Source organism: Raineyella sp. W15-4, assembly GCF_033170155.1.
Lineage (GTDB): Bacteria > Actinomycetota > Actinomycetes > Propionibacteriales > Propionibacteriaceae > Raineyella.
In genome coordinates, this window is record NZ_CP137079.1 from 1,417,344 (window position 1) to 1,435,136 (window position 17,793).

At 70.5% G+C, this 17,793-nt stretch carries 18 protein-coding genes; 17 read left to right on the top strand and 1 reads right to left on the bottom strand.

All coding sequences use genetic code 11. The features are described 5' to 3' along the window. Nucleotides 1–11: 11 nt before the first annotated feature. On the bottom strand, nucleotides 12–2,189 hold the full coding sequence (locus R0145_RS06580; protein WP_317839564.1) for an ATP-dependent DNA helicase RecG: 2,178 nt from the start codon (nucleotides 2,187–2,189) through the stop codon (nucleotides 12–14). A 189-nt stretch (nucleotides 2,190–2,378) separates the two neighbouring features. Here R0145_RS06580 and R0145_RS06585 point away from each other — a divergent pair, with 189 nt between their 5' ends. The 17 genes from R0145_RS06585 (at nucleotide 2,379) to R0145_RS06665 (ending at nucleotide 17,695) form a co-directional block, all read left to right on the top strand. After that, nucleotides 2,379–3,002 carry a YceD family protein gene (locus R0145_RS06585; RefSeq protein ID WP_317839565.1) on the top strand — a complete coding sequence of 208 codons (624 nt, stop codon included), beginning with the start codon at nucleotides 2,379–2,381 and terminating at the stop codon, nucleotides 3,000–3,002. Between the two features lie 108 nt (nucleotides 3,003–3,110). Further along, nucleotides 3,111–3,302 (top strand): 50S ribosomal protein L32, encoded by a 192-nt coding sequence (rpmF, locus tag R0145_RS06590; RefSeq protein ID WP_153573442.1) that lies wholly within the window; start codon nucleotides 3,111–3,113, stop codon nucleotides 3,300–3,302. Between the two features lie 2 nt (nucleotides 3,303–3,304). Next, nucleotides 3,305–4,141 carry a ribonuclease III gene (gene rnc, locus R0145_RS06595; protein WP_317839567.1) on the top strand — a complete coding sequence of 279 codons (837 nt, stop codon included), beginning with the start codon at nucleotides 3,305–3,307 and terminating at the stop codon, nucleotides 4,139–4,141. After that, nucleotides 4,134–4,985: a bifunctional DNA-formamidopyrimidine glycosylase/DNA-(apurinic or apyrimidinic site) lyase gene (gene mutM / locus R0145_RS06600; RefSeq protein WP_317839568.1), complete on the top strand. Its 852-nt coding sequence runs from the start codon at nucleotides 4,134–4,136 to the stop codon at nucleotides 4,983–4,985. Before rnc ends, mutM begins: the two co-directional genes overlap by 8 nt. A gap of 64 nt (nucleotides 4,986–5,049) precedes the next feature. Then, the gene (locus tag R0145_RS06605) at nucleotides 5,050–5,661 is read left to right on the top strand and encodes a GtrA family protein (protein WP_317839569.1); all 612 of its coding nucleotides are present in this window, start codon (nucleotides 5,050–5,052) and stop codon (nucleotides 5,659–5,661) included. 127 nt (nucleotides 5,662–5,788) lie between these two features. Next, on the top strand, nucleotides 5,789–6,175 hold the full coding sequence (locus tag R0145_RS06610; protein ID WP_317839570.1) for a hypothetical protein: 387 nt from the start codon (nucleotides 5,789–5,791) through the stop codon (nucleotides 6,173–6,175). 38 nt (nucleotides 6,176–6,213) lie between these two features. Continuing rightward, the gene (ftsY, locus tag R0145_RS06615) at nucleotides 6,214–7,530 is read left to right on the top strand and encodes a signal recognition particle-docking protein FtsY (protein ID WP_317840168.1); all 1,317 of its coding nucleotides are present in this window, start codon (nucleotides 6,214–6,216) and stop codon (nucleotides 7,528–7,530) included. A gap of 188 nt (nucleotides 7,531–7,718) precedes the next feature. Further along, nucleotides 7,719–9,302 carry a signal recognition particle protein gene (gene ffh / locus R0145_RS06620; RefSeq protein WP_317839571.1) on the top strand — a complete coding sequence of 528 codons (1,584 nt, stop codon included), beginning with the start codon at nucleotides 7,719–7,721 and terminating at the stop codon, nucleotides 9,300–9,302. A 123-nt stretch (nucleotides 9,303–9,425) separates the two neighbouring features. Continuing rightward, nucleotides 9,426–10,658 carry an amidohydrolase family protein gene (locus R0145_RS06625; protein WP_317839572.1) on the top strand — a complete coding sequence of 411 codons (1,233 nt, stop codon included), beginning with the start codon at nucleotides 9,426–9,428 and terminating at the stop codon, nucleotides 10,656–10,658. 221 nt (nucleotides 10,659–10,879) lie between these two features. Further along, nucleotides 10,880–11,326: a 30S ribosomal protein S16 gene (gene rpsP / locus R0145_RS06630; protein ID WP_317839573.1), complete on the top strand. Its 447-nt coding sequence runs from the start codon at nucleotides 10,880–10,882 to the stop codon at nucleotides 11,324–11,326. Nucleotides 11,327–11,328: 2 nt separating this feature from the next. Continuing rightward, nucleotides 11,329–11,592 (top strand): RNA-binding protein, encoded by a 264-nt coding sequence (locus R0145_RS06635; RefSeq protein ID WP_317839574.1) that lies wholly within the window; start codon nucleotides 11,329–11,331, stop codon nucleotides 11,590–11,592. Nucleotides 11,593–11,679: 87 nt separating this feature from the next. Next, nucleotides 11,680–12,267 (top strand): ribosome maturation factor RimM, encoded by a 588-nt coding sequence (gene rimM, locus R0145_RS06640; protein ID WP_317839575.1) that lies wholly within the window; start codon nucleotides 11,680–11,682, stop codon nucleotides 12,265–12,267. After that, nucleotides 12,260–13,081: a tRNA (guanosine(37)-N1)-methyltransferase TrmD gene (gene trmD / locus R0145_RS06645; protein ID WP_317839576.1), complete on the top strand. Its 822-nt coding sequence runs from the start codon at nucleotides 12,260–12,262 to the stop codon at nucleotides 13,079–13,081. The genes rimM and trmD overlap by 8 nt, the downstream gene beginning before the upstream one ends. Nucleotides 13,082–13,189: 108 nt before the next feature. Continuing rightward, complete coding sequence (locus tag R0145_RS06650) at nucleotides 13,190–13,924, top strand: succinate dehydrogenase cytochrome b subunit (RefSeq protein ID WP_317839577.1); 735 nt, start codon at nucleotides 13,190–13,192, stop codon at nucleotides 13,922–13,924. A 10-nt stretch (nucleotides 13,925–13,934) separates the two neighbouring features. After that, nucleotides 13,935–15,938, top strand: a complete 2,004-nt coding sequence (locus tag R0145_RS06655) for a fumarate reductase/succinate dehydrogenase flavoprotein subunit (protein WP_317839578.1) — start codon at nucleotides 13,935–13,937, stop codon at nucleotides 15,936–15,938. Beyond that, a complete protein-coding gene (locus R0145_RS06660) occupies nucleotides 15,935–16,705 on the top strand; it encodes a succinate dehydrogenase/fumarate reductase iron-sulfur subunit (protein ID WP_317839579.1) in 771 nt (256 codons plus the stop codon). Before R0145_RS06655 ends, R0145_RS06660 begins: the two co-directional genes overlap by 4 nt. A 114-nt stretch (nucleotides 16,706–16,819) precedes the next feature. Further along, nucleotides 16,820–17,695, top strand: coding sequence for a nitrilase-related carbon-nitrogen hydrolase (locus R0145_RS06665; protein WP_317839580.1), 876 nt, complete (start codon nucleotides 16,820–16,822; stop codon nucleotides 17,693–17,695). The last annotated feature ends 98 nt before the right edge of the window (nucleotides 17,696–17,793 follow it).

Below are 17,793 nucleotides of genomic sequence, written 5' to 3' on the forward strand. Positions count from 1 at the left end.
GGTGCCGAGCATCATTCGTCGAGACTGACCAGCTCCATCCGGCGGATGGCGTCATGGAACCCCGGGGTGGCGACCTCCGGGTCGTCGCGGACGGCCTGTTCGGCGATCTCGCGGGCGAACCCGATGAGGTCGGCGTCGCGGGTGACGTTCAGCAGCCGCATCCCGGTGTGGGAACCGGCCTGGGTGGTGCCGAGCACGTTACCCTCCCGGCGCTGCTCCAGGTCGAGGTCGGCCAGCGCGAAGCCGTCCCGGGTGGCCGCCAGTCCGTCGAGGCGAGCCATGCTGTCCTCTTCCCGGGTGGCGGCGAGTAGCAGGCAGAGCCCGGGGAACCGCCCCCGGCCGATCCGTCCGCGCAGCTGGTGCAACTGGGAGACGCCGAACCGGCCGGCATCGCAGACCACCATCATCGATGCGTTCGGCACGTCCACGCCGACCTCGACCACCGTCGTCGCGACGAGGACGTCGAGCTCACCGGCGGAGAACTGCGCCATCACCCGGTCCTTCTCCTCGGTCGGCAACTGGCCGTGCAGCACGCCGATCCGGACCTCGCCCAGCGGGGTACGGCCGAGCCGGTCGACGACCTCCTCCAGCGACCACCCGTTGACCGGGTCGTACGCGTCGGCCTCCGGTGAGATCCGCGGACAGACCACGAAGACCTGACGGCCGTTCGCCACCTCCTCCCGGGCCCGCTCCCAGGCCCGGTCGACCCACCGGGGGTGGGCGGCGACGTCGACCACCGTGGTGGTGACATCCGCCCGGCCGGCGGGCACTTCGCGGAGGGTCGACACCTCCAGGTCGCCGTAGATCGTCAGTGCCACCGATCGGGGGATCGGCGTCGCGGTCATCACCAGCACGTGCGGGTGCAGGTCCGCCTTGGCGGTGAGGGCGTTGCGCTGTTCCACCCCGAAGCGGTGTTGTTCGTCGACGACGACCAGGCCCAGGTCGGCGAACTGGACCACCTCCGAGAGCAGGGCATGGGTACCGATGACGATCCCGGCCTCGCCGGAGGCGATCGCAAGCAGGCTGCGCTTCTTCTGCGTGCCGGTCATCGATCCGGTCAGCAGCACCACCCGGGTGCCGCCCAGCATCCCGCCGGCCGCCAGGTCACCCAGCATCGTGGTGATCGAGTGGAAGTGCTGCACCGCCAGCACCTCGGTGGGGGCCAGCAGGGCGGCCTGCCCGCCGGCATCGACCACTGCGAGCATCGCCCGCAACGCGACCACGGTCTTGCCCGAGCCGACCTCGCCCTGGAGCAGCCGCTGCATGGCCACGTCGCCGGCCAGGTCCGCCTCGATCTCCCGGCTCACCTGCTGCTGGCCGTCGGTGAGCTCGAACGGCAGCCGGGCGTCGAAGGCGCTGAGCAGGCCGCTCTCTGCGGCGCGGCGCGGCGCGGCGGCCAGCCGGGTGCGGTCGGCTCGGCGGTAGGCCATGGTGAGCTGGACCTCGAGCGCCTCGTCGAAGGCGAGCCGGGCCCGCCCGGCGTCGACCTCGGACAGCTCGGTGGGGCGGTGCACCGCTCGCAGCGCCTCGTCGAGCGGCGGCAGGTCCGCCCGCTCCCGGACCCAGGCCGGCCACGGGTCGGGCAGGTCGCCGAGGGCGTGCAGGGCCAGGCCGGCCGCCTCGGCGATGTCCCAGGTGGGCAGCTTGGCGCTGGCCGGGTAGATCCCGATCGGGCCGCCGCGGAACACGCTGGCCATCGACCGGTTCCGGTCCGAACCCGCGACGAAGAAGCCCTGCTCGTCCACGATCACGTAGTCCGGATGGCTCAGCTGTGGCTGGCCGCGGAACTCGCCGACCTTCGCCGAGAAGATGCCGCGGGCGCCCGGGGTCAGCGACCGTTGCCACCAGTCCAGCAGGTGGTTGGCACCGAAGAAGGTGGCGGGCAGGTGGTGGTGGCCGTCGGTGAGTTGCACCTCGAGCCGGCCGCGGCCCTTCTTTCCGGGGGGACCCGGATGCGGGTGCACCTCGGCGACTCGGGCCAGCAGCGCGACGTGGGTGCCGACCTGCAGGTCGGACAGGTCGCTCAACTCCGTTCCCACCACATAACGGCGTGGCACATGGTGCATCAGATCGCCGACGGTGTGCAGGCCCAGGGCGTTGAACGCCTTCTCCTGGGCACCGACGACCAGACCGATCCGTTGGTCCAGCGCTGCGTACGCCTCGGACCGCCAGCCACCCAACGCCGCCATCGGTCGCCCCTCCCGGCCGGGCCCACACGTCCCGGTCCGGCACCCAGCCTAGGAGAGGGCGCTGACATCGGGCCGACCCGTGGGCAGGCGGGCTTCGATCCGGCCCGTGGGCAGAGCAGCTTCCGGGCGGTCGGCCCCGGTGCCGTCGAGGCGACTCGGCCGGGGCGGTGGCGACATACACTCGGCACCATGACCACCCACCGCCCGTCCGCCGGCCAGCTGGACGCCCGATCCCCCCTCGTCCTCGACACCCACGACCTGGGCCGCCGCGCCGGGGCTTTGCGTGAGGTGCACGCGTCCGTCCCGGCCCCGGAAGGCATCGGGAACGCCGTCATCGGCATCCCCACCGGGTCCCCGATCGGTCTGGACCTGCGGCTGGAATCGGTCAGCGAGGGCGTGCTGGTGAGCGGTCTGGCGACCGTACGCCTCGAGGGGGAGTGCTCCCGCTGCCTGACCCGGCTGGAGGACGAGCTCGACGTCGATCTCCAGGAGCTCTTCGTCTACGAGGACCAGAGCGTGACCGATGACGACGAGGACCTCGCCCAGATGCAGGGCGAGCTGCTCGACCTCGAGCCGACCCTGCGCGATGCGGTGGTCCTCGATCTGCCCTTCACGCCGCTGTGCCGTGAGGACTGCGCCGGTCTGTGCCCGGACTGCGGGGTCAACCTCAACGACGAGCCGGACCACACCCACGGTCTGTCGACCGACGCCCGCTGGGGTGCGCTGAGCGACTGGGCAGGGGCGGTCGACACTGCTGCGGTCGAGGAGGAGACCAAGCCCGGCAATGGGTCCGAGGAACACGAGGAACACTGAGCCGGACGCCGGGCGGTTGCACGCTTCGCCTGCCGGAGCCTATAGTTGACGCTTGCGTCTGCACGCGACCGATGCCGTGCAGGCCCCCGAAGACAGAAGGAGAGACCCGTGGCAGTTCCCAAGCGGAAGATGTCCCGCTCCAATACGCGGAACCGTCGTTCCCAGTGGAAGGCCGCTGCGCCGACCCTGGTCACCTGCGCCAACCCGGCCTGCCGTGCCAAGCACCTGCCGCACACCGCCTGCCCCGAGTGCGGCCAGTACGGCCCGCGCGGTGAACGCCGTCAGGTCCTGGACGCCTGATCGTGACCGGCGGTGTAGCACCCGCCTCCACAGCCGAACAGCTTCTCGACGAGCTGGGGGTCGCACCCGACCCCCAGCTTTTTGAGCTCGCCCTGACCCATCGGTCGTACGCCTACGAGCACGGCCGGATCCCGACCAACGAACGGCTCGAATTCCTGGGGGATTCCGTGCTGGGCGTTGTCGTGACCGAGCACATCTTCGCCACGTACCCCGATCTCGCCGAGGGGCGGTTGGCCAAGCTCCGGGCCGCCGTCGTGTCCACCCAGGCTCTCGCCCGAGTGGCCCGGACGCTGGGCGTGGGTGAGTTGCTTCGCCTGGGGCGGGGTGAGCTGACCACCGGGGGTCGGGACAAGGACTCGCTGTTGGCCGACGCGATGGAGGCGATCATCGGGGCGATCCACGTCCAGTACGGCATCGACGGTGCCCGGACATTCGTGCATCACGTCCTCGATGACCTGATCGCTGAGGCGGCGAAGATGGGCGCCGGTCTCGACTGGAAGACGTCCTTGCAGGAGATCGCCGCAGATCTGGGCGCCGAGTCCCCGGCGTACGAGGTCACCTCGGCCGGTCCCGACCACGACAAGCGGTTCACCGCGCATGTCCGGGTCGGTGATCGTCTCTTCGGCCCGGGCACCGGCCGGTCGAAGAAGTACGCCGAGCAGGAAGCCGCCGAAACGGCCTACCGGGCGCTGCATGCCGAACGCGAGCAGGCCCGGGCGTCCGCCGACTCCCAGGTCGGTGGCGGCGGCATCGCCACCGAGGCCCCCGGCGCACCCTCCGACTCCGCGGCTCCCGCTCCCGGTCCCACCGAAGGGGCCGCGACCGCCGACGATGCCTGAGCTGCCCGAGGTCGAGGTGGTGCGGCGCGGTCTCGCGCCGCACCTCGTCGGACGTACGGTCGCCGCGGTGGATGTCCTCCACCCCCGCCCGGTCCGGCGACACCTCGGTGGCCCGGACGATTTCGCGGCCCGGCTGGTGGGGCGTACGTTCCGCGAGCCCGCCCGACGCGGCAAATACCTGTGGCTGCCGCTCGATTCGGGGGAGGCAATCCTCGCCCATCTGGGGATGAGCGGCCAGTTCCGGGTCGATGCCCCGGGCTCACCCGACCAGGCCCACGTCCGGATCCGCCTCCACTTCACCGACGGGCGCTCGGAGGTGCGGTTCTGTGACCAGCGGATGTTCGGCGGGCTGCTGGTCAGCGAGGCCGACGGTGGGGTCCCGCCCGAGATCGCGCACATTGCCCCGGACCCGTTCGAGGAGGCGTACGACCCCGAGGCGGTGGTCCGGGCGATCCGTCGCCGCCGGACCGGCATCAAGCGCGCCCTGCTCGACCAGACCGTGGTGTCGGGCATCGGCAACATCTACGCCGACGAGTCCCTGTGGCTCGCCCGGGTGCACTACGCGCAGGCGACCGACGGGATGACCGCCCCCCGGGTTCGCGAACTCCTCGACGCGGTGCGTAGGATCATGGGACATGCACTCGACCAGGGCGGAACGTCCTTCGACACCCTGTACGTCGACGTCAACGGGGAGAGCGGCTACTTCGACCGCTCCCTCAACGCGTACGGACAGGAGGACAGGCCCTGCCCCCGGTGCGGCACCCCGATCCGCAGGGAGGCGTTCATGAACCGCTCCTCGTTCCGCTGCCCACGCTGTCAGCGGCTGCCCAGGAACCGTCGCTAGTCTGCCTCCCGCGGGCCTGTGCCCGCGGATCCTCCACACCGTCGACCGATAGGCCTGCACCACCGTGACCACCACCCCGCCCGCCCCGCGCACGACCGGCGCCCCGCAGAAGTCGTTCTGGGCGAAGTACGGCTACACCATCCGGCAGTTCTTCAAGTTCGGTGTCGTCGGAGGATCCGGTGTGCTGGTGAACCTGCTGGTGGTGATCATCTGCAAGAAGATTTACCCGCACTACGAGACGCCGCTGTTCAACCTGTTCGGCACCCCGTGGAGCATCCGGCTCTATCACCTGTACGCGACCGTGGCGTTCCTCGTCGCGAACACCTGGAACTACCAGCTGAACCGGATGTGGACCTTCCGGTCCCGGCACCACGGCGGCTGGCTGCGTGGGTTCTTCCCGTTCCTCGCCGCCGGGCTGGCCGCGTTCGTGGTGAACGTCATCGTGCAGACCCTGTTGATCAACCCCACCTCGCCGGTCGCGCTGCCGCGCGAGGTCTTCGACGACTCGAACGGCTTCCGGACCCTGCTCTACTGGGCGACGCTGATCGGCACCCTGGTGGCCACCCCGTTCAACTTCGTGCTCAGCAAACTGTGGGTGTTCGCCGGCGTCCGGGCGAAGAACGTCCGGACGAAGAACGTCCGGGCCGGGGAACGCCCGCACGGTTCCGGGGAATGACCCCCGCCGGGTAGTCTGAAGGTATCGGCGCTTGTCAGAGTGCTGATCTCCGGCCGGGCAGGGACGCCCGGCGGAGCACCGCCCGGATCCTGATCACTCGGATCCTGACCGTACGGGAGGCACTGCCATGGGAGTCGTGGTCATCTCGGTGGTCGTCGCACTGATCGTGGCCGTGGTGATCGGCGGCATCGTCGTCGTCGGGATGCGCGGAGGCCTGCCCGAGGTCTCGGAGAAAGCCCCGGACATCGCCGGTGGATTCGAATGGGCCGCCCGACAGTTGAACGGCGAGGCCGAGACCTCGCCCCGACCGGTCGGCCCGGACCGCGCTGCCACCGGTCGGCGCGCCGACCGTGCCACGCCGGCCGGCCAGCAGCCGGACGCCCGGTCCGACACGACGACGCCGGGCTCCACCGGAGTCCGTGAGTCGACCACCGACGGCGCCGGAACCAGCCCCGACCGGAGTCCCGCGCCGCGTCGCAGCTCCCTGCCGTCGACCGGGGACTTCGGCGGCTGACCGCCGGCTCGTGACAAGATGGGGTCGTGTTGGTGCCCCTGATCCCCAGCGTGCTCGTCACGCCCATCATCGTCAGCATCGTCGTCGCGATCCTCCTGATCGCCGGCGTCGTCGCCGTCGCGGTCTCCCAGAAGCGGCTTCCGCCGGGGGCCGACCGTCGGCAGGTCGGTCCGGGACCGGCGCCGTCCGCCGAACAGCAGGCCACCGAGGGCGGGGTGGCCGTCGAGGAACGGCCCACCGCGGGCCCGCCGGAAGCCGGTCCCGAGGCGCCGACCACCGAGACACCGACGGGTGAGGCACCCGGGACGCCGGCGCCCGAGGCCGCACCGGTCGAGGCCATGGGTGAGGCGGGGCCGGCCGAGGAGACGGTGGTCGAGCCCGGTGTCATCACCCCCGAGGTCGAGATCCCGCTCGAGGTGCCGGAGCCGCCGCGGACCCGGATGGCCCGCCTCCGCGCCCGGCTGGCCGGCTCCAACAACGCGCTCGCCCGCGGACTGCTGATGCTGCTGTCCAGCGACCGGCTCGACGAGGAGACCTGGGAGGACTTCGAGGACACCCTGCTCACCTCCGACATGGGGGTAGGCCCGACCACGGAACTGGTCGAGAAGCTGCGTACCCGGCTGCGGGTCGAAGGCGTCTCCGAGCCCGCGCAAGCCACCTCGGCACTGCGTGAGGAGCTCATCGCACTGGTCGACCCGACCCTCGACCGGGGCCTGCGGGTGGAACGCGCCGGGGAGACCCCGGCCGTCGTGATGGTGGTCGGCGTCAACGGGACCGGCAAGACCACCACCTGCGGCAAACTGGCCCGGGTGCTCGTCGCGGAGGACAAGGACGTGCTGCTCGGTGCCGCCGACACGTTCCGGGCCGCGGCGGCCGACCAGCTGGAGACCTGGGGCGGTCGCGTCGGTGTGCCAACCGTACGCGGGGCCGAGGGGGCCGATCCGGCGTCGGTCGCCTTCGATGCCGTCAGCGCGGGCATCGAGCGGGAGGTCGACGTGGTGTTGGTCGACACCGCGGGGCGGTTGCACACCAAGACCGGCCTGATGGACGAGCTCGGCAAGATCAAGCGGGTGATCGAGAAGAGGGCCCCGGTCAGCGAGGTGCTGCTCGTCCTCGACGCGACCACCGGCCAGAACGGCCTCACCCAGGCCCGGGTGTTCGCCCAGGAGATCGGCATCACTGGCATCGTGCTGACCAAGCTGGACGGTTCGGCCAAGGGCGGCATCGTCATCCAGGTGCAGCGTGAGCTGGGCGTCCCGGTCAAGCTGATCGGTCTGGGGGAAGGGGTGGACGACCTCGCCCCGTTCGACGCCGAGGCCTTCGTGGACGCTCTGCTCGAACCGGCGCGTTCCTGAGTCGCCGGACGTTCTCGGGCGTACGGCTCGAGTGAGGGGCGATGTCCGGGGGCGGGTATCCTGGGACGCCAGATGCGTCCGGACGTACGTTGCACGCCCGGACCGCCCGCTGCCCGACCGCCGAAACCGCCGAGACCACCGACCGTCGTGGTCACCGACCACCGCGCTGAGTGAACCCGAGGACCATTTTGTTCGACACCCTGCAGGACCGCCTGGCCGCGACCTTCAAGAACCTGCGCGGCAAAGGTCGGCTGACCGACGCCGACATCGACGCGACCGCACGCGAGATCCGGATCGCGCTGCTGGAAGCCGACGTCAACCTCGCCGTGGTCAAGGAATTCGTCAACGCGGTCAAGGTCCGGGCGCGCAACGCCGAGGTCTCCCAAGCGCTGAACCCGTCGCAGCAGATCATCAAGATCGTCGACGAGGAACTGACCGAGATCCTCGGCGGGCAGACCCGTACGGTCCGCTTCGCCAAGCAGCCGCCGACGGTCATCATGCTCGCCGGTCTCCAGGGCGCCGGCAAGACCACCCTGGCGGGCAAGCTGGCGAAGTGGCTCAAGCGCGAGGGCCACACCCCGCTCCTCGTCGCCGCCGATCTGCAGCGCCCCAACGCGGTCACCCAGTTGCAGGTGGTCGGCGAACGCGCCGGGGTGCACGTCTTCGCCCCGGAGCCCGGCAACGGTGTCGGTGACCCGGTGCAGGTCGCCCGGACCTCCCTGGAGGAGGCCCGGCACAAGCTGTACGACGTCGTCGTGGTGGACACCGCCGGCCGGTTGGGCATCGACGCCGAGATGATGCAGCAGGCCGCCGACATCCGCGCCGCCGTCCAGCCCGACGAGGTGCTCTTCGTCGTCGACGCGATGATCGGCCAGGACGCCGTCAACACCGCCAACGCCTTCGCCGAGGGCGTCGGGTTCGACGGTGTCGTGCTCACCAAGCTCGACGGCGACGCCCGCGGCGGCGCGGCACTGTCGATCCGCAAGGTCACCGGCAAGCCGATCATGTTCGCCTCCAACGGCGAGAAGCTCGAGGACTTCGACGTCTTCCACCCCGACCGGATGGCCTCGCGGATCCTCGGCATGGGTGACGTGCTGACCCTGATCGAGCAGGCGGAGCGTACGTTCGACGCCGAACAGTCCGCGAAGGCCGCCGCGAAGCTGACCACCTCGAAGGGTGGCAAGGAGTTCGGCCTGCAGGACTTCCTCGACCAGATGAAGGCCGTCCGCAAGATGGGCCCGCTGTCGAAGGTGTTCGGGATGCTGCCCGGGATGGGCCAGCTGAAGGACCAGATCGAGAACATCGACGAGAAGGAGATCGACCGGATCGAGGCGATCATCCTGTCGATGACCCCAGCCGAACGGTCCGATGTCGGCATCCTCAACGGCTCCCGCCGGTCCCGCATCGCCAAGGGTTCCGGTGTGACGGTCAGCGACGTCAACAACCTGGTCAACCGGTTCGTCGACGCGCGCAAGATGATGGCCTCGATGGCGGGCGGCGCGATGGGCGGCATGCCCGGGATGCCGGGGATGCCCGGCGCGGCCAAGCCGGCCAGGCAGCAGGCCAAGAAGCAGAAGAAGAAGGGGAACAAGGTCTCCGGCAATCCGGCCAAGCGCGCTGCCGGACCGGCCACCGAGCGTCCGGAGACGCCCGCCGCCTCACCGTTCGGGGACGGGGCGCCGGACGGTGCGGACCTGGACCGGGCGATGCAGGACTTCCAGTTGTCGCCCGAACTGCAGAAGATGCTCGACCGGCAGCAGCGCCGGCCCTGACACCACCCGGCCGGCCCCGACCCGACACGCCGACCGGACTCACCGCCTGATCGACACCGCCCGGCCGAGCGGCTGACAGCGACCGGCCGGTCCGCCAGACTGGGGGTCGACCCAGGAGGTGCCATGACCGACCCCGCTGCCGCCGCGCCCCAGCCGCCCCAGGCCCACCCGCACGGACCCCGGCCGCACGTCCATTCCCACGACGGCGGGATCCCGCACATCCACAGCCACCTGCACGGTCGGGTGCCCGCCGGTGATCTCTCCGGGCCCGCCCCGGACCTGCATCTGCAGGGGGTGCTGCTGCCCGGCGACGAGCCGGTCGACCTGTGGATCAGCGGGGGACGTTTCGTCGAGGGGCCTCTCCCGGAGGCGGAGACCGTTGCCCGGGGCGGGTGGATCCTGCCCGGTCTGGTGGACGCCCACTGCCATGTCGGGCTGGATGCCCATGGTGCGGTCGACCACGAGACCTCCCGACGCCAGGCGCTGACCGACCGGGACGCCGGGACCCTGCTGATCCGCGACGCCGGCTCACCGGCCGACACCCACTGGATCGACGACCGGGAGGACCTCCCGCGGATCATCCGTGCCGGCCGACACATCGCCCGGCCCAGGCGCTACATCCGCAACTTCGCCGAGGAGATCGACCCCGAGGATCTGGTGGCGGCCGTCGAGCGCCAGGTGGCCGCCGGCGACGGCTGGGTGAAGCTGGTCGGGGACTGGATCGACCGGACGACGGGCGACCTGGCCCCGCTGTGGCCGCAGCAGGTGGCCGCGGAGGCGATCGCCCGGGCGCACCAGCTGGGCGCCCGGGTCACCGCGCACTGCTTCGCCGAGCAGTCGGTGATCGACTTGGTCGAGAGCGGCATCGACGGCATCGAGCACGGCACCGGCATCACCGACGAGATCGTCGAGCTGATGGCGGAGAGCCAGGTGGCGCTGGTGCCCACCATGGTCAACCTGGAGACCTTCCCGGCGATCGCCGCCGCGGGAGAGGCGAAGTTCCCGACGTACGCCGCCCACATGCGGGACCTGCACGCCCGACGCTTCGAGACGATCGGCAGGGCGAAGGAGGCCGGGGTGCCGATCTATGCCGGCACCGACGCCGGCGGTAGCCTGCCGCACGGCCTGATCGGCCAGGAGATCCAACTGCTGGCCAAGGTCGGCGGCCCGGAGTGGGCGCTCGGCGCGGCGTCCTGGCGGGGCCGGGCCTGGCTGGAGGTTCCCGGGGTCGAGCCGGGCGCCTCGGCCGACGTGGTGGCGTACGACACGGATCCGCGCCGTGATCCCGACGCGGTCCGCCATCCGCGGCTGGTCGTGCTGCGGGGCCGCGCGTACCCGGGAGACCAGGACGCCTGACCCGGTCGGCCGGCTGACGCCTGCGCACCGTCGCAGATCCCGATTTCACCGACATCGGCGATCCGTGGCACAATGACGGTTGCATCTGTGTGCTCGGGTCCCTCTCATGCCGTGGCGCACCGATCCACCCGGGCCGCGGAGCCGGTGTCCCCACGCCGATCCTCGTCCCATCCGACATCCCCGGGGCGTTCCGGGACATTCGTACAGGAGTATCCACACACGTGGCTGTCAAGATTCGACTGAAGCGGCTCGGCAAGATCCGCACCCCGCACTACCGCGTCGTCGTCATGGACGCGCGTTCCAAGCGCGATGGTCGCGCCATCGAGGAGATTGGGCAGTACCACCCGAAGAACGACCCCTCGGTCATCGAGATCGACTCCGCGCGCGCCCAGTACTGGCTCGGTGTGGGTGCCCAGCCGACCGAGGCCGTCGTGGCCCTGCTGAAGCGCACCGGCGACTGGCAGCAGTTCACCGGGGACACCACCGTCCCCTCCGGCGTGGACCCGCAGCCGGAGCGTCCGGACAAGACGGCGATCTTCAACGCCCAGCTCGCCGACGCCAAGGGTGAGCCGCTGGTGGAGGCCTTCGCGGCGAAGAAGACCGAGGCCAAGGAGGCTCCGGCCGAGGAGTCCGCCGCGGACGAAGCCGCCGACGAGGCCGAGGCCTGATCGTGCTCGCCGAGGCCCTGGAGCACCTGGTCCGGGGGATCGTGCCGCATCCCGACGACGTCCACGTCAAGGACAAGAACCTTCGCCGTGGACGCCTGCTCGAGGTGCACGTGCACCCCGATGACATCGGCAAGGTGATCGGACGTCGAGGTCGGACCGCCACCGCGTTGCGGACCGTGATCGGCGCCCTCGCCGGCCGCGAGTCCATCCGCGTCGATTTCGCCGACATCGACCGCCCCCGCGGGAACGGCCGCGCCGCTCGTTGACCGCGGTCACGTCCCCGGGACGATCTCCGTGCCCCGCAGTCCGTCCGGCTGCGGGGCACGACCCTTCCACAGGTCGGAGAGGAACCCATGAGTGAGCGCACCAGCGTGGTGGTCGGCCGGATCGGCAAGCCCCACGGCATCCGCGGCGAGGTGACCGTGGAACTGCGGACCGACGAGCCGGAACGCCGGTTCGCGCCGGGCGCACGGCTGGTCGTCGAGGGCACCGGACGTCCGGTGATCGTCGCCACCCACCACTGGCACCAGGGTCGGCTGTTGGTGCGGTTCGAGGAGTTCTCCGATCGGACCGCCGCCGAGGCGGCTCGTGGCTGGATGCTGACCGCCGAGGTCGACCCCGCCGAACGGCCCGAGGAGGAGGACACCTACTACGACCGTCAGCTGATCGGCCTGCGGGTGCTGACCGCCGACGGCCAGGACGCCGGCACGGTCGATTTCGTGGTCCACCTGCCGGCGCAGGACCTGCTGGAGATCTCCACCGCCGAGGGCACTCGGCTGGTCCCGTTCGTCACCGCCCTGGTCCCACAGGTCGATCTCGCCGCCGGGACGCTGACCCTGGCCGACGTCCCCGGACTGCTGGTGGATCTCGACACCGAGGGGACGGCCGGCTCCGACGGGCCCGCACCGGACACCGGGGAGGAGGATCCGACCCGTGCATGAGCCTCCGGTGCAGCACGAACCCAGCCAGCGGATCGACATCGTCTCGATCTTCCCGGACTACTTCACCCCGCTACAGTTGTCCCTGGTCGGCAAGGCGGCGGCCTCCGGACTACTGGCGGTGGCGGTCCACGACCTGCGCGACTGGACCCACGACCGCCACCGCACCGTCGACGACACCCCGTACGGCGGGGGAGCGGGGATGGTGATGAAGCCGGAGCCCTGGGGCGAGGCCTTCGATGCGCTGGTGGATCCGCAGTCCCCGCCACTGCTGGTGGTCCCCACCCCGTCCGGCCTGCCCTTCACCCAGGCACTGGCGCAGGAGTGGTCCCGCGCGCCGCACCTGCTCTTCGCCTGCGGGCGCTACGAGGGCATCGACGCCCGGGTGACGGACTACGCCCGCACCGTGATGCCGGTACGGGAGGTCAGCCTCGGCGACTACGTGCTCAACGGTGGTGAGGTCGCCGTGCTGGCGATGATCGAGGCCGTGGTGCGGTTGATCCCCGGGGTGATCGGCAATCCTGACAGCCTGGTGGAGGAGTCGTACGCCGAGGGGCAGGGCGGCCTGCTGGAGTACCCGGTCTACACCAAGCCGGCCAGCTGGCGCGGGCTGGACGTGCCACCGGTGCTGCTGTCCGGCGACCACGGTCGGGTGGACGACTGGCGGCGGGAACAGTCCCGGGAACGGACCCGGCGCCGCCGCCCCGATCTGCTGCCCGCTCCCGAGACCGACGTACGGTCCGCACCCCAGGCCGACGTACGATCCGGTCCCGAGACTGAGCCACCAGCGACACCCCAGGCTGCCTCGCCGGCCTGATCCCGGCCGCGGGCGTCGGCGGACTGCCCGATGGAACGTTGTGGCGGGTAAGTGCCCAACTCCGTCACGTTTTGCCCCTGCCTCGCACCCCGGTCAGTGGGGTGCTCTATGGTATTGGCCGTGGCGACAGCAACTCTCACAACCAAGCAGCGAGCAGCGCGCTCCACTGTGGTGTGGAAGGCAGTGATGGCAATCACGGGCCTCCTCATGGTGGGCTTCCTGCTCTTTCACATGTACGGCAACCTGAAGCTCTTCGCGGGCCAGCAAGCCTATGACACGTACGCAGAGCACCTGCGCACCATGCTCGAGCCGATCCTGGCCCACCGCGGCTTCCTGTGGATCGTCCGGGTCGTGATGCTGGCCGGTGTCGCGCTGCACATCATCTCCGCGATCGTGGTGACCCGGCGGTCCTGGGCGGCCGTCGGCACCGGCAAGCGCTATGAATCGGGCAAGAACCGCAGCGGCCTGCAGCGCACCTACGCCTCCCGGACCATGCGCTGGGGCGGTGTGATCATCTTCGTGTTCGTGGTGGCCCACCTGTTGCAGTTCACTGCGACTGCGTTGCAGACCGACCCGGAGCTGCAACGCTCCGCTTACCTGCGGGTCGTCACTGCCTTCGAGCAGTGGTGGGTCTGGCTGGCGTATCTCATCGCCCTGACCGCGGTGCTCCTGCACCTGCGCCACGGCATCTGGAGCGCCTTCACCACCATCGGTCTGCACGTCGGCCCGTCCGCGCGCCGCAACCTCAACGCCCTCGCCTGGATCGTCGCCGGTGTGCTGTGGGTGGGCTTCCTCGCCCCGGTCACCTGGATCCTGATCATGCAGCCGCACCTGACGGTCTGAGGAGGACGACATGACTACCACTACTCCTGAGTCCCTCTGGCTCGAGGGCAACGACATCCACGACACCAAGGCGCCGCTGGACAGCCCCATCGACAAGATGTGGGACCAGCGGAAGTTCAATGCCAAGCTGGTCAACCCGTCCAACCGGCGCAAGATGCACATCATCATCGTGGGCACCGGGCTGGCCGGCGGCGCCGCCGCCGCCTCGCTGGGCGAGATGGGCTACAACGTCCTGAACTTCTGCTACCAGGACAGCCCGCGCCGGGCGCACTCCATCGCCGCGCAGGGTGGCATCAACGCTGCGAAGAACTACCGCAACGACGGCGACTCCACCTATCGGCTCTTCTATGACACCGTCAAGGGCGGCGACTACCGCGCCCGTGAGACGAACTCCTACCGCCTCGCCGAGGTGTCGGCCAACATCATCGACCAGTGCGTCGCGCAGGGCGTCCCGTTCGCCCGTGAGTACGGCGGCCTGCTCGACAACCGCTCCTTCGGCGGTGTGCAGGTCTCCCGTACGTTCTACGCCCGCGGCCAGACCGGCCAGCAGCTGCTGATCGGCGCCTACCAGGCGCTCGAGCGCCAGGTCGCCGCCGGTAGCGTGACGATGTACGCGCGGCACGAGATGCAGGACGTCATCATCGCCGACGGCCGCGCCCGCGGCATCGTGGTGCGCAACATGATCACCGGCGAGATCGAGACGTACTACGCCGACGTGGTGATCCTGGCCACCGGCGGCTACGGCAACGTCTTCTTCCTGTCGACCAACGCCATGGGCTCCAACGTGACCGCGGCGTGGCGTGCACACAAGCGCGGCGCGTACTTCGGCAACCCCTGCTACACGCAGATCCACCCGACCTGCATCCCCCAGCACGGGGACTACCAGTCGAAGCTGACGCTGATGTCGGAGTCGCTGCGTAACGACGGCCGGATCTGGGTGCCCAAGAAGGCCGAGGACTGCGACAAGGACCCGCGCCAGATCCCCGAGGAGGACCGCGACTACTACCTGGAGCGGATCTACCCCTCGTTCGGCAACCTGGTGCCGCGTGACATCGCGTCCCGTCAGGCCAAGTACCGCTGTGACGAGGGCCGCGGTGTCGGCCCCGCCATCGAGGAGGTCGACCAGCAGACGGGCGAGAAGGTCACCCGCCGCCGCGGTGTCTACCTCGACTTCAGCGAGGCCATCCAGCGGATGGGTCGCAAGGCTGTCGAGGCCAAGTACGGCAACCTCTTCGACATGTACGCGCAGATCACCGGCGAGAACCCGTACGAGACCCCGATGCGGATCTACCCGGCCGTCCACTACACCATGGGCGGCCTGTGGGTGGACTACGACCTCGAGACCTCGATCCCGGGTCTGTTCTGCGCCGGCGAGGCGAACTTCTCCGACCAGGGCGCCAACCGGCTCGGCGCCTCCGCGCTGATGCAGGGTCTGGCGGACGGCTACTTCGTGCTGCCGGCCACCATCCCGAACTACCTCGCCGGGGCGCCGTACGAGGCGATCGACGACTCGCACCCGGCGGCCCAGGAGGCCATCGCGACGGTCAAGGAGCGCACCGAGAAGCTGCTCTCCATCCAGGGGTCCCGCACGGTCGACAGCATCCACAAGGAGCTCGGCCGGATCATGTGGGAATACTGCGGCATGGAGCGCACCGAGCAGGGCCTGATCACGGCGATCGGCCTGATCCGCGACCTGAAGGCGGACTTCTGGCAGAACGTGAAGGTCACTGGTGAGGGCACCGGTCTCAACCAGGCGCTCGAGCGGGCTCTGCGCGTGATCGACTTCATCGAACTCGGTGAGCTGATGTGTATCGACGCTCTGCAGCGTCGGGAGTCGTGTGGCGGCCACTTCCGGGCGGAGTCCCGCACGGAGGACGGCGAGGCGCTGCGCCACGACGACCAGTTCCTGTACGTCTCCGCGTGGGAGGCCGCCGGCCGGGACGGCAAGCCGGTCCTGCACCGTGAGCCGCTGGTCTACAACAACATCGAGCTGAAGACACGGAGCTACAAGTGAACGTCACGTTGCGCGTATGGCGCCAGAAGGACGCCCGTTCCAAGGGCAAGATGGTCGACTACAAGCTGCAGGACATCGACGAGCACATGTCCTTCCTCGAGATGCTCGACGTTCTCAACGAGCAGCTCACCGAGAACGGCGAGGAGCCGGTGGCCTTCGACTCCGACTGTCGTGAGGGCATCTGCGGCATGTGCGGCGTCGTGATCAACGGCATCCCGCACGGCCGTGGCCAGACCACTTACCAGACCACGACCTGCCAGCTCCACATGCGGGAGTTCAAGGACGGCGACGTCATCGACGTCGAGCCGTGGCGGGCCAACGCCTTCCCGGTGATCAAGGACCTGGTCGTCGACCGCACCGCGTTCGACCGGATCATCCAGGCCGGCGGCTTCATCTCCGCGCCGACCGGCACCGCCCCGGAGGCCCACTCCACCCCGGTGCCCAAGGCCGACGCCGATCGCGCCTTCGATGCGGCCACCTGCATCGGCTGCGGTGCGTGCGTCGCCGCCTGCCCCAACGGCTCGGCGATGCTCTTCACCGCGGCCAAGATCACCCACCTGGGCTCCCTCCCGCAGGGCCAGCCGGAGCGCCGCGCGCGTGCGCTCGGGATGGTCGCCCAGCACGACGCCGAGGGCTTCGGCAACTGCACCAACATCGGTGAGTGCAGTGCCGTCTGCCCGAAGGGCATCCCGCTGCAGTTCATCTCCCGTCTCAACCGCGACCTGTGGGGCGCGCTGTCGACGGTGGACGGCAAGCACCTGGGCTGACCGGTCATCGCCGACCCCGGTCATCCCTGACTCGGTCACTGCCGACCCGGTCACACCGGACGGGCCCTCGTTCCGCGGCTGCGGGGCGGGGGCCCGTCGGTCTACCGTGGGCACATGCGTATCGCCCTCGCCCAGGTGTCCTCCGGCCCGGATCCCCGGGCCAATCTTGCGCTGGTCGGCGAGTGGACCTCCCGGGCGGCCGCCGCCGGGGCCGACCTCGTGGTGTTCCCCGAAGCGACGATGAAAGCCTTCGGGCAGTCCCTGCGCGGCGTCGCCGAGCCGCTCGACGGCCCGTGGGCGCGGGCGGTGGCCGAGCACGCGGACCGGTCCGACCTGGTGGTGATGGCCGGCATGTTCACCCCGGGGGATCCCGGCCCCGAGGCGCCGGACCGGCCGGCTGCAGCCGCGCCTCCCGCACGGATCCGCAACACCCTGCTGGTCACCGGGCGCGGCATCCATGACGGGTACGACAAGCTGCACCTGTTCGACGCCCTCGGGTTCCGTGAGTCCCGCACCGTCGCCCCCGGGACCGATCCGTGCCTGGTCAGCGTGCCGGCCCGGGACGGCGGGGGCGCCCTCATCGGCCTGTCGATCTGCTACGACGTCCGCTTCCCCGCCCTGTTCACCGCGCTCGCCGCGGCCGGAGCGACCGTCCACGTGGTCCCCGCCTCCTGGCAGGACGGCCCCGGCAAGCTGGAACAGTGGCAGCTCACCTGCCGCGCCCGGGCGGCGGACACCACCAGCTGGGTGCTGGCCTGCGGGCAGGCAGTGCCGGCAGGAGCCACTCCGGGAACCGGCGGCGGAGCCCCACGCGGGGTCGGACACTCGATGGTGATCGATCCCACCGGGACGGTGGTGGCCGAGCTCGGCCCGGCACCCGACCTGCTCGTCCTGGACCTCGACCCCGACGAGGCGCTCCGCGCCCGCACCGCCCTGCCGGTCCTCGCCAACCGGGTCACCGAGCTGCCGCCGGTACGCCGACTGGCCTGAGCTGAGCATTGGCCGTGGCGCCGTGGCGCCGTGGCGGTGGCGGTGGCGGCCCTGGACGGGGCATGGCGGCCGTGGGCGGGCCGTGGTGACCACGGCGG

Bases quoted from the DNA above. Each gene is read 5' to 3' on its own strand.
- R0145_RS06585 (WP_317839565.1), top strand. From the start codon at position 2,379: ATGACCACCCACCGCCCGTCCGCCGGCCAGCTGGACGCCCGATCCCCC.
- R0145_RS06610 (WP_317839570.1), top strand. From the start codon at position 5,789: ATGGGAGTCGTGGTCATCTCGGTGGTCGTCGCACTGATCGTGGCCGTG.
- R0145_RS06580 (WP_317839564.1), bottom strand. From the start codon at position 2,189: ATGGCGGCGTTGGGTGGCTGGCGGTCCGAGGCGTACGCAGCGCTGGAC.
- mutM (WP_317839568.1), top strand. From the start codon at position 4,134: ATGCCTGAGCTGCCCGAGGTCGAGGTGGTGCGGCGCGGTCTCGCGCCG.
- rimM (WP_317839575.1), top strand. From the start codon at position 11,680: ATGAGTGAGCGCACCAGCGTGGTGGTCGGCCGGATCGGCAAGCCCCAC.
- R0145_RS06655 (WP_317839578.1), top strand. From the start codon at position 13,935: ATGACTACCACTACTCCTGAGTCCCTCTGGCTCGAGGGCAACGACATC.
- R0145_RS06665 (WP_317839580.1), top strand. From the start codon at position 16,820: ATGCGTATCGCCCTCGCCCAGGTGTCCTCCGGCCCGGATCCCCGGGCC.
- R0145_RS06625 (WP_317839572.1), top strand. From the start codon at position 9,426: ATGACCGACCCCGCTGCCGCCGCGCCCCAGCCGCCCCAGGCCCACCCG.
- R0145_RS06650 (WP_317839577.1), top strand. From the start codon at position 13,190: ATGGTATTGGCCGTGGCGACAGCAACTCTCACAACCAAGCAGCGAGCA.